Here is an 18,150-nt window from a genome sequence, read left to right as displayed (position 1 = left end):
AAAAAAAGCTTAATTTTTATGGCCGTATTCATAAGGGGGGAATTCGGCCGGATGGGGGAGAATATGTCTCATAAACTGCTGGTTGTAGATGATGAAGAATCGATCATCACATTGATTTCTTACAATCTTGGACAGTCCGGATATGAAGTGGATACAGCTATGGATGGGCAGTCGGCTATGGAGAAAATAAAAACGAACACCTATGATTTGATTGTCCTGGACCTCATGCTTCCGGAGATGGATGGCCTGGAAGTCTGCAGGGAGATACGCCAGGAAAAAATAAAAGTACCCATTTTAATGCTCACAGCAAAAGATGAAGAATTTGATAAAGTGCTCGGTCTGGAGCTTGGAGCAGACGATTATATGACCAAGCCTTTCAGTCCAAGAGAACTGGTGGCCCGGGTGAAAGCTATTTTACGAAGGATTCATTACGGACCTGGTGAAGAAAACGATGCTCATGATGACTCCAAAATGGTAATCGGCCACCTGACGATTTATCCGGATAATTATGAAGTGTTTGTTAATGAAGACCAGCTTGAACTGACGCCGAAAGAATTTGAACTGCTATTATATCTATCAAATAACAAAGGCCGGGTGATGACAAGAGATCAGCTGCTGAATGCTGTTTGGCATTATGAATTTGTAGGGGATACGAGAATCGTGGATGTTCATATCAGCCACCTGAGGGAGAAAATAGAACCGAACACGAAGAAACCTGTTTATATCAAAACAGTGAGGGGTCTCGGCTATAAGTTCGAGGAGCCTGCCCACCTATGATGAAGTTTCGGACAAGGTTGATATTCGGTATTCTAATTGTCATTTTATTTGTTCTGGCAGCTTTAGGGGTGCTGGTAGGACAGCTTTTAAAAGGATCTTACGTGGACCAGCTGGAAGAGAGGCTTGGAAAAGAAGCCTCTTTAGCAGCTCTTGCAATGGAAAATATGGAAACCAAGAATGCACAGCAATTTTCAGAAAACATACAGGACCGTCTGGATGTCAGGGTTACAATCATAAGAAATGACGGCACGGTCCTTGCGGAAACAGCAGAAGGAGCAGACGAAAACGCGGGGGTGGATGTTCCGGAAATTGAACAGGCAGATGAATCGGGTGGGACAAACATAAGATACAGTTCGGTCAACGAGGATGAATCGCTGTTTTACGCCTATCCCTACACACGGGATGGGGACAATGGCTATATCCGGCTGGCACTGCCCGTGGAACGTTTTGGTGAAATTAACCGGCGGATATGGCTCTTTATCGGGATCAGCTTCTCGATTGCCTTTGTCATTATTATGGCATTAAGTTACAGGATAGCCAATCAACTGACTCATCCGATCGGCCAGGTAACAGATGTAGCCAATGAACTCGCAAAAGGAAATTTCAAAGCAAGGACATATGTGGAAAGCAGGGACGAAATAGGGCAGCTCACCCGTTCTATTAATATCCTTGCCTATAATCTTGATCAGATTACCACCCGCTATCAAACGCAGCAGGAAAGACTGGAAGCTTTAATTGATAATATGGGAAGCGGGCTGATCTTCATTAATGACCGCGGCGATATTACATTAATCAACCAGTACTGCAAAGATGTATTTGACGCAGATACAGATCAGTGGCTTCATCTTGTTTATCATGAAGTCATACAGGACTCTGTTCTTATTAAATTAATTCAGCAGATTTTCCTGACAGAAACCAAAATCAGACAGCAGGTTCAATTGAATTCACGAATTGAAGTTCATCACTATGATGTGTACGGAGCACCTATCCTGGGGGAAAAAGATCAGCTCCGCGGCATTGTTTTGGTACTGCATGATATTACGGAACTGAAAAAACTGGAGCAGGTGCGCAAAGATTTCGTAGCCAATGTATCTCATGAACTTAAAACGCCGGTAACCTCACTGAAGGGTTTCACAGAGACACTGCTGGATGGTGCTATGGAAGATGAAACGGCCAGAAAGCAATTTCTTGATATTATCTGGAAAGAGGGGGACAGACTGCAGGGACTGATTAGTGATCTGCTGGAACTCTCCCACATTGAACAGGAATTCTTTCAGTTGAACTGGCAGGAAGTGGACGTGACAAGAACATTTGACGAAGTGATGGAGCTTTTATATCCTTCCGTGCAGGGCAAAGGGCTCAGACTGAATTCTCATAAAGAGGAAGACCTCATTATGGAAGGTGATACGGCACGCATCAAACAGATATTAATTAACTTGATGAATAATGCGATTGCCTACACACCGGAAAATGGAACGATACGAGCGGAAGTGAAACAGGAACAGGACAGCATTGTGTTTATTGTAGCTGATTCCGGTATCGGTATCAGTAAAGAAGAGTGGCCGCGTATTTTTGAACGTTTTTACCGTGTGGATAAAGACCGGAGCCGTAATTCCGGAGGAACAGGACTGGGGCTTGCCATCGTGAAACATCTTGTTGAAGCTCACCACGGAAATATTGATGTGGAAAGCGCGAAAAATAAAGGCACCATCTTCACCATCACCTTTCCTTTAAAGCGGGAGAAGGAATAATTTACAAAAACTTAATATGTCCTAAATGATGTATTTACGTCTGTTCGTTATCATACGGATTGAACGGTTTCTTCTATTCATTTTCCTCGGTTATTGACCATCCCTTCAATGCTGAGTGGATAGTAGAGATCAACATCCCCTTTTAAGGACGGAGGCCTCCCCTTGGCTTTCGTCCTTTTTCATGCAAGTGACCGTTTTTTTGTGACAAATGTGAAAAAACGGGGTGGAATACCAATGTAAATATTATATAATGATAGAGTCGATGTTTTATCCGCTTACATAGGAAAGGTGAAATGTGCCTGCGGGGGATAAGAAAAAAGGGGGACAAGCTTTGTTTACAATTAAACAGATCATCGTGGGTTTCATTTCCCTGATCGGTCTTGCCATCCTGATTTTGTTTTTGGTAACAGGTTGGTATACTGTTGATGAATCAGAACAGGCCGCTCTTGTAACATTCGGGGAGGTCGATGAAACGATTACAGAACCGGGGCTGAAATTCAAACTGCCGTGGCCGGTTCAGAAAGCGGAAATTCTTCCGGGATCCACGAATACGACCAACGTCGGGTACACTACATCAGAGGACGGGGAAGTCTCAGAATATAACGATGAGGCTAAAATGATCACCGGTGATGAAAACATATTGTTTGTTGATCTGGTCGTTCAGTGGCGGATCACAAATCCAGAGCAGTACTTATATAATGCGAGTCAACCAGAAGACATATTATATCAGGCTTCGTCTGCTTCACTGCGTGGTGTAATCGGTAATTCCGAAGTCGATGATGTGCTTACGGATCAACGGGCTGAAATTGAAGGTACCGTGCTCGAATCTCTTACAGAACTAGTGGGACGGTATAATATTGGTATCACGGTACTGGATGTTAAGCTTCAGAATGTAGAACTGCCGACCGAAGAAGTCAGGCAGGCCTTTACCGCTGTTACGGATGCACGGGAGGAGCGGCAGACCAAAATTAATAAAGCAAACCGGTACCGCAACCAGGAAGTCAATGAAGCCGAAGGGGAAGAAGATGCCATCATCTCCAGGGCTGAAGGAGAAAGCGCCGAACGCATAGAGGAAGCACGCGGGGAAACATCAAGGTTTAATGCATTGTATGAAGAATATATCAATGAACCGGATGTTACGAGACAGCGCTTGGTGTTGGAGACCCTGGAGGACGTACTTCCGAACGCGGAACTTTATATTATTGACAGTCAGCAGGAGACGGTTAATTACCTGCCGATACGTCCATTAAACCAGGAAAATGGACAGCCTTCGGTGGCACCGGAAGATATTGAACCGGAAGATGTTCCGGAAGGGGGAAGTAATTCCAATGACAGATGACGGCGGCAATGTGTATGAAATGAAGGAGAAACGGTTTTCCCCCGATTCAACGAGAAGATGGATACGTTCAGGCATTGTTCTGGCAGTGCTTATCTTTCTCCTTATCATCAGCATCATGAATGTGTTCATCGTGAAACAGGATGAATATAAAGTCATCTCCCAATTCGGTGAAGTGGTGCGGATCGCGGAGGAGCCTGGTCTGAATGCAAAGATTCCATTTATCCAGCAGGTTTCCTCCATCCCGAAGTATCAAATGAACTATGATATCAATTCAGCGGAAATCAATACTCTGGATAAAAAACGAGTTCTTGTCGATAACTATGTCGTCTGGCATATAGATGATCCGGAGGCAATGATCGCGAATGCCCGGACCGTTGAAAACGCTGAATCCATCATGGCGAATTTTATTAATTCGGTTATTCGTTCACAACTCGGCCGGATGAACTTTGAACAGATTATCAACGAAGAAGATCAATCGACGCGTGGAGACGTGAATGAGATGGTCGGCGAACGTGTGAATGAACTGCTGGCTGCAGATCATTACGGAATCTCGGTCACCGATGTCCGCATGAAACGGACAGATCTTCCTGAAGATAACGAGGAAGCAGTATACCAGCGGATGATCTCAGAACGCGAATCCACCGCCCAGGAATATTTGTCTGAAGGAGATGCAGAAGCCAACCGGATACGGGCAAATACCGACCGGGAAGTGAAGGAGCTGATATCAAGCGCCGAAGCTGATGCCGAGGAAATTATCGGAGAAGGCGAGGCGGAAGCAGCTGCTGTCTACAATGAGGCTTTCAGCCGCGACCCGGAGTTCTATGAATTGTACAAAACACTGCAGACATATGAAACAACGGTAGATGAAGAAACAGTAATTGTATTGCCTTCCGATTCACCATATGCCCGGATTTTGATGGGATATGTAGAGTAAAAGAGGAAGCAGCCTTCGAGTGAGGCTGCTTTTTCTATTTCACTCAAAGCTGTGGTAAAATGAGTACGGATGATAGTTCGGAGTGGAAAGTGGAGGTGGAAGTACTTGGATAAATTAGTACTGATCGATGGCAACAGTATTGCGTACCGCGCTTTTTTTGCGCTGCCGCTTTTGAATAATGATAAAGGTGTTTATACAAATGCAGTGTATGGATTTACGACAATGCTCCTTAAAATACTCGAGGAGGAAGAACCGACTCACCTGATGGTAGCCTTTGATGCGGGGAAAACAACATTCCGTCATGAAACATACGGTGAATACAAGTCCGGACGTCAAAAGACGCCGACGGAGCTTTCGGAGCAGCTGCCGGTGATCAGGGAGATGCTGGAGGCTTTTCAGATCTCCTATACGGAAAAAGAAAATTATGAAGCGGACGATATTATCGGAACGTTGTCCAGACAGGCAGAGGAAAAAGGATGGAACGTCAAAATATTCACAGGGGACAAGGACCTGCTTCAACTTGTCTCGGATCAGACCTCTGTCGCTTTAACGAAAAAAGGGATCACCAACGTGGAAACATATGACACAGAAGCGATAGCACAGAAGTATGGTTTCGCTCCGGAACGTATTGTCGATATGAAAGGCCTGATGGGGGACAGCTCCGATAATATCCCCGGCGTTCCGGGTATCGGGGAGAAAACGGCATTGAAACTTCTCGCCGAATACGGAAGTGTCGAAAACGTGCTGGCTTCGATTGACCAGATTTCCGGCAAAAAAATGAAAGAACGCCTTGAAGAAAACCGGGAACAGGCAGAGATGAGCAGAAAGCTTGCTGTGATATACCGTGACACACCGCTTGACCTGACGCTGGAATCTTTGAAGCGGGAACCTTATAGTGAAAAAACCGTAACCGATTTTTTCAAAGAGATGGAATTTAATACGCTGTTGTCCAGGTTCGGTTATGAAGAAGAGGCAGAAGAAATGGATGAACTGCCGCATCACATGGTGGAAGAAATTACGGAAGATATGCTCGTTTCTCCGTCAGCTTTAATGATTGAAGTGCCTGATGATAATTACCATCACGCAGAGATCTGGGGTATTGCTGTGGTGAATAAAAACGGCCGGTATTACATACCGGCCGGCACCGCTCTTGAATCCGATGTATTCCAAACGTGGGCGGCAGACAGTTCGCAGGAGAAATACATGGTCGACACAAAACGCGGTATCGTGGCGCTCGGCTGGCGAGGTATCGCACTGACCGGTGTAACGTTTGATATGCTGATTGCTTCCTACCTCATTGATCCATCCGTTTCGTCTCACAGTCCGGCCGATATCGCAGCCAGAAAACATAAGCGGATCGTAAACAGCGACGAAGCCGTATATGGAAAAGGAGCAAAACGGGAAAAACCGGCCGAGACCGACCTGGCCGATCACCTTGTCCGGAAAGCCGAGGCGCTGTTTACCACAAAAGATACACTGGAAGATGAGCTGAAAGCCAATGAACAGCATGCCTTGTTCACCGAACTTGAAATGCCGCTTTCGCTTGTTCTCGGGGAAATGGAAACAAACGGCATCCAGGTGGACAAGTCCCGTATTGAAACGATGGGAGAAGAACTTGATGAGAAACTGACAGAACTCGAGAAAGACATTCATGAGCTGGCGGGCCGAACATTCAATATTAATTCGCCGAAACAGCTCGGCCCGATTCTTTTTGAAGAACTGGAACTTCCGGTGATCAAGAAAACAAAGACCGGCTACTCGACTTCTGCCGATATACTTGAAAAACTGGAAGACCAACATGAAATCATTCCGAAGCTTCTACACTACAGGCAGGTTTCCAAACTCAAATCGACCTATATTGAAGGACTTCTGAAAGTCATTCATTCTGACACTCATAAGATTCACACGATCTTTAATCAGGCCATTACCCAGACAGGCCGTTTAAGTTCAACGGAGCCGAACCTGCAGAATATACCGGTCCGGCTGGAAGAAGGAAGAAAAATCCGCAAAGCGTTTATTCCGTCGGAAGAAGGATGGCAGATGCTCGCGGCGGACTATTCCCAGATTGAACTGCGGGTTCTTGCTCATATTGCAGGAGATCAGGGGCTGCTTGATGCTTTCCAACGGGATATGGATATTCATACAAAAACGGCGATGGATGTGTTCGGTGCCGCTGCAGATGATGTCACGTCCAACATGAGACGAAGCGCGAAGGCGGTAAACTTCGGTATCGTTTATGGAATCTCTGATTACGGCCTTTCCCAGAGTCTCGGCATTTCAAGGAAGGAAGCCGGAGAATTTATTGACAGTTATCTGGCGAGTTATCCGAAAGTGAAAGAGTACATGGATGATATTAAAGAAGAGGCCCGCGAACAGGGATATGTTACGACCCTCCTGCACCGGAGACGGTATCTTCCCGAGATTACGAGCCGTAATTTCAATATGCGCTCGTTCGCTGAACGGACAGCGATGAATACCCCGATCCAGGGGACAGCGGCCGATATTATCAAGAAAGCGATGGTCGACGTCAGCCGGGAACTTGAGAAAAAGAACGTGAAAAGCCGGCTGCTTCTTCAGGTGCATGACGAACTGATATTTGAAGTTCCACCGGAGGAGATGGAGATGATGAAAACCCTCGTTCCGGAAATGATGGAGCAGACGATGAACCTCGATGCTCCTCTCAAAGCGGATGTTTCCACCGGTGGTACATGGTACGATGCAAAGTAGTGAGGAGAGAAAAGAAAGATGCCGGAACTGCCGGAAGTAGAAACGGTCAAACGTACCCTCCAGGAGCTGACCGGAGGGAAAATCATTCAGGACGTGGAAGTAAACTGGCCTAAAATGATAAAAAGACTGGATGATGTCCAAGCTTTTAATCAGCTTATCTGCGGACAGACCATTCACCGTATCGGACGCCGTGGGAAATTTCTTTTGTTTCATCTGGATGATTATGTTCTCGTTTCCCACCTGCGTATGGAAGGAAAATATGAAATGGCAGGAGCAGAGGCTCCGGATAAACACACCCATGTCCGTTTTTATTTTACAGACGGAACCGAGCTGCGTTACAAAGACGTCCGGAAATTCGGGACGATGCACCTGTTTGAAAAAGGAAGCGAAGAGCAGGAACTACCGCTCCGGCAGCTCGGTCCCGAACCGCTTGAAGATAAGCAGTTTACGGGGGCGTACCTTTACCGCCGCTGCCAAAAGACGACCCGTGACATCAAAACGGTGCTTCTCGACCAGCGGGAAATTGCCGGGCTTGGCAACATTTATGTGGATGAAGCCCTGTTTCAGGCAGGCATCCGGCCGGACGCCCGGGCACGGGAGGTGTCGCAGAAACGAATCAACCTGCTGCGCCGCAGAATAACCGAAACAATGGAACGAGCTGTGGAAAAAGGAGGGAGCTCCGTTCGTTCCTATGTGAACGGCAACGGGGAGACTGGATATTTTCAGTTGGAACTAAACGTTTACGGCAGGAACGGCGAACCCTGCTGGCATTGTGGAACCCCTGTGGAAAAGAACATGACAGCTGGACGAGGCACCCATTACTGCCCGGGCTGTCAAAGACGCTGACGGCCGTGTATGAACGCCTGCGGCCCCCCTGCCATATAGTAACGTAGATTACAGCAGGAAGGGGCTCTTCCGATGGCGTCACTATTTTCGTTATGTGTGCTGGCTTTTGCCGTGAGTGTAGACAGTTTCGGGGCCGGCCTTTCCTACGGGCTGCGCAGATTGAAACTTCCCTTTTATTCTTACGTCTGCATCAGTGTCTGCTCTGCTTTATCTGTGCTTGGCGGCGGGGCTGCGGCCGGGTTTTTGAAACAGTACCTTCCTGATTGGATAACAGAAGCCGCGGGCGGCCTGATTTTGATTTTGATAGGCTTATGGGCACTTATTCAAGTGTTCCGGGAACAGGATACATCTCCCGTGGGTCATCGAACGAACCGGGATAAAGGTGCCTGGGTACAGTTTATGACCGTATTGAAGAAGCCGGATGAAGCGGATTGGGACCACTCCGGGACAATCAGTGTCAAAGAAGCCGCATTTCTGGGGGCGGCATTGTCGCTCGACGCGCTGGGTGCCGGAATGGGCGCAGCGTTACTTGGACACTCTCCCATTTACCTCGCATGTGCTGTCGGCGTGATGTGTGCGATGTTTTTATCGCTTGGCAGGAAAGGCGGACGAATCCTTGCCGGAACGGGATTAACAAAGCAGTTCTCTTTTTTGCCGGGTATTCTGCTGATAGGAATGGGATTGTGGAATTTACAGTGAACAGACAGGAGAAGGAGGAAGAACATGATTATCGGGTTGACCGGAGGCATCGCAAGCGGAAAAAGTTTCATTTCCGATGCCCTCCATCAATACGGCTTCCCTGTGATTGACGCAGATCAGACAGCGCGGGAAGTTGTGGAACCTGGAGAAAAAGCGTATGAACAGATACTGGAGCAATTTGGCATCGAGATTCTTGAAGTAGATGGAACGTTGAATCGAAAAAAACTGGCTGACCGCATTTTTGCTGACGAAAACCAGCGCCGGATGCTGAATCAGATTATGCATCCGGCCATCCGCCAGCGTATTCTGCAAAACAAGGCCGATCTGCAGAAGAAGGGACATGAGGTTATCGTGCTTGATCTTCCACTGCTTATCGAAAACAATCTGCAGTTTATGGTCGATAAAGTGATGCTCGTATACGTCGATGAAAAGCAGCAGAAAGAAAGATTAATGGAACGCGATCAGGCTGGCGAAGAAGATGCCCAAAGACGTATGGCCTCTCAGCTTTCCATGTCTGATAAAAAGACATATGCAGACGTCGTCATTGATAACAACGATACACAGGAAGATTCGCTCGCCCAGCTTGAACATATATTGAAAGAATGGAACATCCACCCCTCTTCATCGTGAAGGGGGGGATTTTTAGTTGGTGTTGAACATGAATAATAAAGTTGTTTAAAAACTTCCTCTATTCATTAATCGGGCCATTTAATTGAACAAGGATTTCCTTCCTGATTTGACGAATTAATATTAGAACGCAAAGAAGGATTATCAAGGGAGGATTAAATGATTTTCTTTGATATCGATGGTACATTACTTGACTATGATTATGCAGAACGGGAGGGAATTCTAGATTTTTTCCGTGCTCACAACTCTTTTTTTTCTTTTACTGAACATCAATCTATTGAGCTATGGAAACAATTATCTAGAGAATATTTCGAGAAATTTCTAGCTAATGAGTTAGTATTCCAAGAACAAAAGAGATTACGAATGATCAACCTTTTTAAGATGGCTGAAATTGATTTAAGTGATCAAGAAGCTGATGAAAAGTTTGAAATGTATTTGTCCTTTTATCAGAAAAACTGGAAAGCTTATGCAGACGTCATGGAGGCTTTAAATCAGCTAAAGCAAAGCGGTTATACATTAGGTGTGATTAGTAATGGTGATTATGAGCAACAGATAGAGAAACTGCAACATATGGGTATTGAGGAATATTTCAATTGTGTTATTACTTCTAGTGAAATAGGTGCAGCAAAGCCAGACAAGGCCATCTTTGAGGAAGCCTGTGCTCATGCAAATAGACAAGTTAAAGATTGTTACTATGTAGGGGATCGGTTAGATACAGATGCATTAGGGAGTAAAAAGGCTGGAATGAGAGGAGTTTGGATAAATCGTAAAGATAAAATATCACATCAAGATGTAATTGTTATAAATAGCCTTAGTGAACTAGGTGCATTGGTAATATAAATAACAAGCATATTACACAATCGGGCGCAATTGTGGAAAGACCATAAATTTAAACGACTTTATTGTTACATCTATAAAGTGTTATTCAACAATTGCACCAAAAGTTAAACAACTTTATTTTTACACCGCCCTCCTTTGAGGACGGTGTAATTCGTATTTTCAGCTACAGAATTAAACAACTTTATTGTCATCACACAGGTGTCTGATTCCGAACATACGATTTTTGCTGCACCATTCATAAAGAAAGGTATCATAATTTGAAATTAGTATGTCACAATTTACTTTAAATGTGATATACTAATTTTATATAAAAGAATTAAATGTATATCACAATAAAAGGAGGAAATGTTTGTATGGAACCTAGGGTAGCTGTGAATGGATTTGGGCGTATCGGCCGGATGGTGTTCCGTAAAGCAGTCACGGAGAATGAACTGGATATAGCTGCGGTGAATGCGGGGTATCCGGCAGAGACGCTGGCCCACCTGCTGAAATATGACTCCACGCACGGTCTGTTTGAAGCAGAAGTAAGGGTGGACAGTGATACCCTTATTGTAAATGGAAAGCGGATTCAGGTTGTGAATGAACGCTGTCCGGAAAATCTTCCGTGGGAGGAACTGAACATAGACATCGTGGTGGAAGCGACCGGGGCATTCAAAGAACGAAAAGCAGCTGCCCGCCATCTGGAAGCCGGAGCAGAGAAGGTGATTATTACCGCACCCGGGAAACAGGAAGACGCCATGATTGTAATGGGAGTCAACGAAGAGGATTATGACCCGAAGGAGCACCATGTGATATCCAATGCTTCCTGTACGACGAATTGTATGGCTCCTGTCGTAAAAATACTGGAACAGTCGTTTGGAATTGAAAGCGGTTTGATGACGACAGTGCATTCCTACACGAATGACCAGATGAATATCGACAACCCGCACAAAGACCTCCGCCGTGCCCGGTCTTGCGGCCAGTCGATTATTCCGACATCAACGGGGGCTGCTTCTGCCATCGGTGCACTGCTTCCGCAGCTGCAGGGAAAACTGAACGGTATGGCACTCCGGGTTCCGACACCAAATGTTTCACTTGTAGATATGGTTGTAGATTTGAAACAAACCGTTACAGAAGAAGAAATTAACGAGCGGCTGGAAGAGGCAGCATCTTCAGAGCTTGAGGGCATTCTCGGTTTCAGCCGTGATCCGCTTGTCTCGGTTGATTACAACAAAGACCCGCGTTCTGCTGTTATCGACGGAATGTCCACGATGGTGCAGAATGACAGGCAGGTCAAAATCATTGCCTGGTACGACAACGAATGGGGCTACTCCTGCCGCGTCGTGGATCTGGCATGTTATGTCGGCCGGTTTCTGAAAAAAGAATCCATGGTCAGTGTTTGAAATGACGATAGATGTGCCATCGTGCTGAAACAGTCAACCGGATTCTTCTGGTTGGCTGTTTTATTTTTACCGGGATATTACTATAAAATTTCCGCCGGATTGTTCGACATGGGTTATGACAGAGGACAAAAAGGCGCTCAAGAATTTCTTAAATCGAGTGAGGTAGAAAATATGAATTCGACCAGATTAGCTTTTGAAGGGAGTAATGAGAGTTACTTCTTTCTAACCAGAAATATATTAATCAGAACCGCATGAGAGAACAACGCAGTGTAAAGTTAAAATTTATCAGGTCATGTAACAAATAGCAATACTTTACCTATTTTCTCCTATCATCTTCTCCTCCTGCCTCCGCCTTTCCAATACGCTTTTGTTAATGGTATGATGAAACATATGAATGAACGAACGTGGACGCCTGCAGCCGTTCATGTAGTGGAGATGATAGAATGCAATGTCCGTCCTGCCATTCCAATGGGACAAGGGTACTGGATTCACGACCGAGCAACGAAGGAAAGTCTATCCGCCGCCGCAGGGAGTGCGACGCCTGCGGGTACCGCTTCACAACCTTTGAAATCGTGGAAGAACTTCCTCTCATTGTAGTGAAAAAAGAGGGAACAAGAGAAGAATTCAGCCGCGAGAAAATCCTGCGCGGTCTAATCCGGGCGTGCGAAAAACGGCCGGTTGCTTTGGAGACGCTTGAGCAGATTGTGAGTGACGTGGAGCACGATTTCCGAAGTGAGGGAAAATCCGAAATCAAAAGTGAAGAAGTCGGAGAGAGGGTGATGGAACGTCTGGCGGAAGTTGATGACGTGGCCTACGTTCGATTTGCCTCTGTTTACCGTCAGTTCAAAGATATCAATGTATTTATAGACGAATTGAAAGACCTGATCAAAAAAGACGAAGAATAAAGCTGCCGGAACGTCCCGGGAACGAAAAGGAAGAGGAGGACAGCTGGAGATGCCGCATTGGACAGAACTTCTTCCGGTGGACCGGTTTAAAGTGCAGACGGCTGATCAACTTGGGGAGCGGGAACACAAAACACTGCAGCTTTTGTATCAACCGTTAATTGGTACAACGGCGGTCTCCCTTTACACGATGTTTTGGAGCAAACTGGAAAAAGACAGCTTCACAAGCAGTGAATCGGTGCATCATGAGCTGATGGCAATGCTGAATCAACCGCTTGATGACATTTATGAAGCCCGCCGCGGACTTGAAGGAATCGGTCTGCTTCGGACCTTTCAACGAAAAGAAGAGACATCGACGCTGTTTGTCTACGAATTGCAGACTCCTATGACACCGGCCCAGTTTTTTCAGAATGATGTATTGAGTGTATTTTTGTTTAACAGGCTCGGAAAGAAACGCTACATTGAACTGCGCCGCCGTTTTATGATGGAATCGGTGGATAAAGAGGCTTATACCGAAGTGACAGCAGCATTTAATGATATCTATACCTCGCTCCATCACTCGGAGATGGTATCGGCTGCAGCAGATACGGAAACAGAATATTATCATGCCTATCAGGGAACCGCTCATCAAGGAGATCTGCCGTTCCGGCAGGAAGACTTTGATTTTGAGCTGTTGAAAGCTGATCTTCCTGTTTTTATTGACGGGGACAAGCTTCTCGATGACCAGGCGAAAGCAGCGATACAGCGCATGGCGTTTGTGTACCGTCTGCAGCCTCTGCAGCTCAGCAGAGTCGTCCAGCGCTCGTTGAATGACGATGAAAAGCTGGATGAACAGGAATTCCGCCGTCAGGTACAGGAATGGTACCGGGACGAATACGGCAATGAACCGCCCGCTCTCGGGAAACGAACCCAGCCAAAAGAGTACCGGACGATGAACGAGAAAGAACCGGCGGATGAAAATGAGCAGATGGCCGTGTTCTGTGAACAGACATCACCGGTTACATTTCTTGAAACAATTGCCGACGGTGCCAAGGTGCCACAGGCGGATGTGAAGCTTGTGGAATCTCTTATGCATGATTATCAGCTTCAGCCCGGTGTCGTCAATGTACTGATCGATTACGTGATGCGGATGAACAATATGAAGCTCAATCAGAATTTTGTCCAGAAAATAGCCGGACAGTGGGGACGCAAGCAGATTAACACGGTGAAAGATGCTATGCAGCTGGCCAAATGGGAGTACCAGCAGCAAAAACACCGCGGCCAGGCCAAAGCAGCCCAGGCCTCAGGCGCGCAGCCCCGTCCTTACGTAAGAAAAGACAAGCTGCCGAAGTGGCTCGAACAGGATAAACAGAACGAGCAGGCCCATGCAAAAGCATCAGGAGCCGAGGATGAAGAGAAGCTCAACAAAGAGAAACAACAATTCGAGGAAATGCTCAGGCTGCGTAAAAACAGCCGGCAGCAATGAGGTGAAGGTGTATGGATTCCATTCGGTCCTCGCTGGACCAATACATGAAAGATTCAAATTGGCGCCGCCGATATGAAAAGCTGCGGGAGGAAGTGATGGCGTATCCAAAAATCCAGTCTTTTCTGCAGCAGCACGAGGAAATAGACCGTTCCATGGTTGAAAACAATATGATGAAACTTTTTGAATACAAACGGGAGCGGGAACACTGTGATGCCTGTCCGGGGCTTGAGAACTGTCCGAACATGATGCAGGGCTATCAGCCTGAACTCTATTCGGAAACCGGACAGCTTACCGTCCGTTATCATCCGTGTCAGCTGAAGCAGCAGGCGGATGAAAAAAAGAGGCAGCAGTCCCTGATTAAAAGCATGTATATCCCAAAAGAGATACTGGAAGCCTCGTTTGATGATATCGATCAGGATCATGCAAGCCGTCTTTCCGCCAGCAACGCCTGTCTCAAGTTCGCCTTTGAGGCAGCACCGGGAGAAGACGCCGCAGGACTTTACCTGCACGGCAAATTCGGCGTCGGCAAAACCTTCATGATCGGTGCCATTGCCAATGAGCTGATGGCGCGCGATATTTCATCCATGATTGTGTATGCCCCCGACTTTTTCCGGGAAATGAAGCAGGCTCTTTCCGACGGCACCGTTCAGCAAAAAATGGATGAAGTAAAAAATGCCGAAGTGTTGATGCTCGATGATATCGGTGCTGAGACGACGTCGGCCTGGATCCGGGATGATGTCCTCGGAGTCATTCTTCATTACCGCCTGATGGAAAAACTGCCGACGATCTATACATCGAATTATGACTATGATGAGCTGGAAAATCATCTCGCCTATTCCCAGAAAGGCGGCATCGAAGAATTGAAGGCAAAACGGATTATGGAGCGGATCCGGCATATGACGACCCCCGTCTTTGTAGATGGAAAAAACCGACGGGAAATGTGAAGAATTTCGTAATGACTGCCCCGTACCATGGAAAATATGGTAATATAGGAAAAGAAGGAAGATGCAGACCACGAGCATGAGAGTCACATTTTTAAAGTGGAGGTAGTTATTATGAGCATCGATCCGATTTTGAATAAGGCGCTTCGGGGTGAACGTCTCACCACAGAAGACGCTGTTAAGCTGTATGAAAGCGATCAGACGGAAAAAATCGGCGCAGCCGCCAACGAAATAACAAAAAAATGGCACCCGGAAGCGGAAACGACATTTGTTATCGGCAGGAACGTCAACCATACCAACTTGTGTGATACATACTGCCGTTTCTGTGCGTTCTACCGCAAGCCGGGGTCCTCAGAAGGCTATGTGCTGGAAGATGAAGAGATTCTCGCAAAAATCGGGGAAACCCGCGATGTGGACGGTACGGAGATTTTGATGCAGGGAGGGACCAACCCGGATCTTCCGTTTGAATACTACACCAACCTGCTGAAAAAAATCAAAGACCGCTATCCGGATATGACAATGCATTCGTTCTCTCCTTCTGAAATTTATAAAATGTCGGAAGTATCCGGCCTTTCCATAGAAGAAGTGCTGCAGGAACTGAAAGATGCCGGGCTGGATTCAGTGCCGGGCGGCGGCGCGGAAATTCTGACGGAAAAAACGCGGCATAAAGTGAGCCGCATGAAGTCCTCCTGGCAGCAGTGGATTGAATGCATGAAAACAGTGAAGAAAGTCGGCATGCACGGTACAGCCACGATGGTCATAGGGCTTACGGAAACATATGAAGAAAGAGCGCTGCACCTGCAGCGGATCCGTGACGCACAGGATGAAGCCGACTGTTTCCTGGCTTTCATCTCATGGACGTTCCAACCGGGTAACAACGGAATGAAAGGCGAAATCATTTCGTCGGAGGGCTACCTGAAAAACGTTGCGATTTCCCGCCTGTTCCTCGATAACATCCCGAACTTCCAGTCTTCCTGGGTAACAATGGGCCCTGTTACCGGCAAAAAATCACTGGATTACGGCTGCAATGACTTCGGCAGTACAATGATGGAGGAAAACGTCGTATCAGCCGCAGGCACGACACATAAAGTCAACACGAACGAAATCCTCCGGCTGATCCGTGAAACAGGCCGGACCCCGATCCAGCGGGACACGAAATACAATGTTCTCCGCCGGTTTGACGGCGAAGAGACAGCAGACAAAGATTTTGTCATGCAGAACTAAACCGAAAGATGAAAAGTCTGGGACAAAAGAACATGATGCGGTAGATAACACGAATGTTCTGTGTCATGGTTCAAGAACCGTATAACAGCGGAGCCAAAATGTTTCGACTCCTGCTCAGAACAGCACGAGTCACGGGGACCCCGCAGGAAGCGGGTCAGGTCGGCGCCCGCCAGGACGTGCCGGTTTTAGCTGATCTTCCTCTTTTTGAGCCGTACCCGCGGCAAAGAAGACACGATGAGATCCAGCGAACCGATGTCACCCTTGTACTCTGGAGTGAAAGCGAAGCATTTTGGCGCAGCGGTTTGTCTCAGTAACGAAAAATGCCGCACGATTTTTTAAAATCGTGCGGCATTTTTCTAGCTTATAGAGGTTTTGTTCCAGCCTCTTTTCTTTTAGGCATGTTTTCCCTTGTATATCCATACGAATAGAACAGCAGAACAGATGAAATAAGAAAAAGTGAAGCTGGGAGCAAGGGGGAATAGAGGATTGTTTTCCATCGATTTTGATTATGAAGCGGACAGCCTCGGTGTGTATCATATGTTCAAGGATGATCAGCTGAGGTGGAGAAAAAATGGGATTCCAGCCGGTGCGGTTCAAAAACATAAGTCGGCGCTGCATTGGGAGTTTCAGGGAAGTGAACGGGAGTGGCGGGAAAGTCTTGTTCCATATCTTGCCGCCAGCTTAAGTGACTACATCGTGAAGGAGAAAGAATGGAAATGGGTGAAGGACTATATTGAGGAATCATTTTTGTATAAAGAAGAAGCCCCGGCAATTGCAGAAATTGCCCATTCGCTCTTGAACGGTGAACGGGAAGAAGTCCCTGAAACAACGCTGCTGCAAAAGCGTAAACATTTCATTTACCGCGAAATGGCAGAAGAAATCAAACATCACCGCAGCATACAATGGCGTCCTATGTTTACGTTCCGGTTTGGTGCGTATTATCAGCTTCTTGTGAAAGCAGCTTCGGCAGCGATTGATGAATACAAATGGGAGCAGGAATATCAAACCCTTGTGGAAGGATGCCGCCACTACAGGAAACAAACAAGGCCGCTGCATGAAGCTGTGCACATTCTGCTTCAGGAGGAACCGGTGTTCTTAAATGAAAACAAACAGGTGATTGACGAGTGGACCAGACTCGATTACCTGGAGCCCAAAATTGTATTTGAAGACCAGCTGCCATTTGAGTACATGGTCATCAGTCCGGCAGTAAGTCTGTCTCCAAGGCATCTGTATTTGTACACAGACACCGAAGATGGTACGGTCCAGACGTTCAAAAAAATATTTGAAGAACATTTGAGCGTTCTGCCGCCGGACGAATGGCCGTCGGGATAAGCTCAACCGTCCCTTCGTATCCGTTTTTTCATTGGAGGCTGTTTGGGAACGAAAGAAGGCTTGATTTTTTTGGTATTACGTTCTATAATGACAAGCATGAAATCCGAAACAGCGAAAGCAGAGATAAGGATGCGGGAAAGCCGTCTGATTTTCCCCAGAGAGAAAAGCCGCGGCTGAAAGCTTTTCGAAAATACGGCTTTTCCACCCCCTTTGAGCTGCAGTGGGGAACGGCGTGAGCGCTCATTAACCGCTGCCGGAACCGGAACGTTATATCCGGGCTTTGAGACCAGGTCTGCTCCAGCAGCCCTGAAACCAAGGGTGGAACCGCGTCCCATATACGCCCCTTTCCAGTGAGGAAGGGGTT

General features: G+C 46.7%; 16 protein-coding genes. All 16 read left to right on the top strand.

What is annotated here, in order from left to right; all coding sequences use genetic code 11:
- The first annotated feature begins 63 nt into the window (after nt 1–63).
- The 16 genes from ACFSUB_RS07320 (at nt 64) to ACFSUB_RS07245 (ending at nt 17,786) form a co-directional block, all read left to right on the top strand.
- Nucleotides 64–777, top strand: a complete 714-nt coding sequence (locus tag ACFSUB_RS07320; RefSeq protein ID WP_380712533.1) for a response regulator transcription factor — start codon at nt 64–66, stop codon at nt 775–777.
- Nucleotides 774–2,528 carry a two-component system histidine kinase PnpS gene (pnpS, locus tag ACFSUB_RS07315; RefSeq protein WP_380712532.1) on the top strand — a complete coding sequence of 585 codons (1,755 nt, stop codon included), beginning with the start codon at nt 774–776 and terminating at the stop codon, nt 2,526–2,528. The genes ACFSUB_RS07320 and pnpS overlap by 4 nt, the downstream gene beginning before the upstream one ends.
- Nucleotides 2,529–2,859: 331 nt before the next feature.
- Entirely contained in the window at nt 2,860–3,867 is a 1,008-nt protein-coding gene (hflK, locus tag ACFSUB_RS07310; RefSeq protein ID WP_380712531.1) for an FtsH protease activity modulator HflK, read from the top strand.
- Entirely contained in the window at nt 3,857–4,801 is a 945-nt protein-coding gene (gene hflC, locus ACFSUB_RS07305) for a protease modulator HflC (RefSeq protein ID WP_380712530.1), read from the top strand. The genes hflK and hflC overlap by 11 nt, the downstream gene beginning before the upstream one ends.
- A gap of 105 nt (nt 4,802–4,906) precedes the next feature.
- The gene (polA, locus tag ACFSUB_RS07300; protein ID WP_380712529.1) at nt 4,907–7,528 is read left to right on the top strand and encodes a DNA polymerase I; all 2,622 of its coding nucleotides are present in this window, start codon (nt 4,907–4,909) and stop codon (nt 7,526–7,528) included.
- A gap of 18 nt (nt 7,529–7,546) precedes the next feature.
- On the top strand, nt 7,547–8,374 hold the full coding sequence (gene mutM, locus ACFSUB_RS07295) for a DNA-formamidopyrimidine glycosylase (RefSeq protein ID WP_380712528.1): 828 nt from the start codon (nt 7,547–7,549) through the stop codon (nt 8,372–8,374).
- 72 nt (nt 8,375–8,446) lie between these two features.
- Nucleotides 8,447–9,073, top strand: coding sequence for a sporulation membrane protein YtaF (ytaF, locus tag ACFSUB_RS07290; RefSeq protein ID WP_380712527.1), 627 nt, complete (start codon nt 8,447–8,449; stop codon nt 9,071–9,073).
- 24 nt (nt 9,074–9,097) lie between these two features.
- A complete protein-coding gene (gene coaE, locus ACFSUB_RS07285; protein ID WP_380712526.1) occupies nt 9,098–9,703 on the top strand; it encodes a dephospho-CoA kinase in 606 nt (201 codons plus the stop codon).
- A gap of 156 nt (nt 9,704–9,859) precedes the next feature.
- Nucleotides 9,860–10,540 (top strand): HAD family hydrolase, encoded by a 681-nt coding sequence (locus tag ACFSUB_RS07280; RefSeq protein WP_380712525.1) that lies wholly within the window; start codon nt 9,860–9,862, stop codon nt 10,538–10,540.
- 353 nt (nt 10,541–10,893) lie between these two features.
- Complete coding sequence (locus tag ACFSUB_RS07275; protein ID WP_380712524.1) at nt 10,894–11,922, top strand: glyceraldehyde-3-phosphate dehydrogenase; 1,029 nt, start codon at nt 10,894–10,896, stop codon at nt 11,920–11,922.
- A gap of 443 nt (nt 11,923–12,365) precedes the next feature.
- Nucleotides 12,366–12,827 (top strand): transcriptional regulator NrdR, encoded by a 462-nt coding sequence (nrdR, locus tag ACFSUB_RS07270; RefSeq protein WP_380712523.1) that lies wholly within the window; start codon nt 12,366–12,368, stop codon nt 12,825–12,827.
- Nucleotides 12,828–12,876: 49 nt separating this feature from the next.
- The gene (locus ACFSUB_RS07265; protein WP_380712522.1) at nt 12,877–14,289 is read left to right on the top strand and encodes a replication initiation and membrane attachment family protein; all 1,413 of its coding nucleotides are present in this window, start codon (nt 12,877–12,879) and stop codon (nt 14,287–14,289) included.
- Nucleotides 14,290–14,300: 11 nt separating this feature from the next.
- Nucleotides 14,301–15,233 (top strand): primosomal protein DnaI, encoded by a 933-nt coding sequence (gene dnaI, locus ACFSUB_RS07260; protein WP_380712521.1) that lies wholly within the window; start codon nt 14,301–14,303, stop codon nt 15,231–15,233.
- A gap of 111 nt (nt 15,234–15,344) precedes the next feature.
- A complete protein-coding gene (gene mqnC, locus ACFSUB_RS07255) occupies nt 15,345–16,454 on the top strand; it encodes a cyclic dehypoxanthinyl futalosine synthase (RefSeq protein WP_380712520.1) in 1,110 nt (369 codons plus the stop codon).
- Nucleotides 16,455–16,519: 65 nt separating this feature from the next.
- A complete protein-coding gene (locus ACFSUB_RS07250; protein ID WP_380712519.1) occupies nt 16,520–16,768 on the top strand; it encodes a hypothetical protein in 249 nt (82 codons plus the stop codon).
- A 172-nt stretch (nt 16,769–16,940) separates the two neighbouring features.
- The gene (locus ACFSUB_RS07245; RefSeq protein WP_380712518.1) at nt 16,941–17,786 is read left to right on the top strand and encodes a putative sporulation protein YtxC; all 846 of its coding nucleotides are present in this window, start codon (nt 16,941–16,943) and stop codon (nt 17,784–17,786) included.
- Nucleotides 17,787–18,150 lie beyond the last annotated feature (364 nt).

Origin of the sequence: Salibacterium lacus (genome assembly GCF_042684865.1) — a bacterium.
Classification (GTDB): Bacteria; Bacillota; Bacilli; order Bacillales; family Marinococcaceae; genus Salibacterium; species Salibacterium lacus.
This window is presented reverse-complemented; position numbering and strand designations above follow the sequence as displayed.

What these genes read in the sequence shown, in the direction of transcription:
- dnaI (WP_380712521.1), top strand. Translation starts at nt 14,301, where the DNA reads ATGGATTCCATTCGGTCCTCGCTGGACCAATACATGAAAGATTCAAAT.
- ACFSUB_RS07275 (WP_380712524.1), top strand. Translation starts at nt 10,894, where the DNA reads ATGGAACCTAGGGTAGCTGTGAATGGATTTGGGCGTATCGGCCGGATG.
- mutM (WP_380712528.1), top strand. Translation starts at nt 7,547, where the DNA reads ATGCCGGAACTGCCGGAAGTAGAAACGGTCAAACGTACCCTCCAGGAG.
- ACFSUB_RS07320 (WP_380712533.1), top strand. Translation starts at nt 64, where the DNA reads ATGTCTCATAAACTGCTGGTTGTAGATGATGAAGAATCGATCATCACA.
- ACFSUB_RS07265 (WP_380712522.1), top strand. Translation starts at nt 12,877, where the DNA reads ATGCCGCATTGGACAGAACTTCTTCCGGTGGACCGGTTTAAAGTGCAG.
- coaE (WP_380712526.1), top strand. Translation starts at nt 9,098, where the DNA reads ATGATTATCGGGTTGACCGGAGGCATCGCAAGCGGAAAAAGTTTCATT.
- ACFSUB_RS07250 (WP_380712519.1), top strand. Translation starts at nt 16,520, where the DNA reads ATGGTTCAAGAACCGTATAACAGCGGAGCCAAAATGTTTCGACTCCTG.
- ACFSUB_RS07280 (WP_380712525.1), top strand. Translation starts at nt 9,860, where the DNA reads ATGATTTTCTTTGATATCGATGGTACATTACTTGACTATGATTATGCA.
- nrdR (WP_380712523.1), top strand. Translation starts at nt 12,366, where the DNA reads ATGCAATGTCCGTCCTGCCATTCCAATGGGACAAGGGTACTGGATTCA.
- hflC (WP_380712530.1), top strand. Translation starts at nt 3,857, where the DNA reads ATGACAGATGACGGCGGCAATGTGTATGAAATGAAGGAGAAACGGTTT.
- ytaF (WP_380712527.1), top strand. Translation starts at nt 8,447, where the DNA reads ATGGCGTCACTATTTTCGTTATGTGTGCTGGCTTTTGCCGTGAGTGTA.
- mqnC (WP_380712520.1), top strand. Translation starts at nt 15,345, where the DNA reads ATGAGCATCGATCCGATTTTGAATAAGGCGCTTCGGGGTGAACGTCTC.
- pnpS (WP_380712532.1), top strand. Translation starts at nt 774, where the DNA reads ATGATGAAGTTTCGGACAAGGTTGATATTCGGTATTCTAATTGTCATT.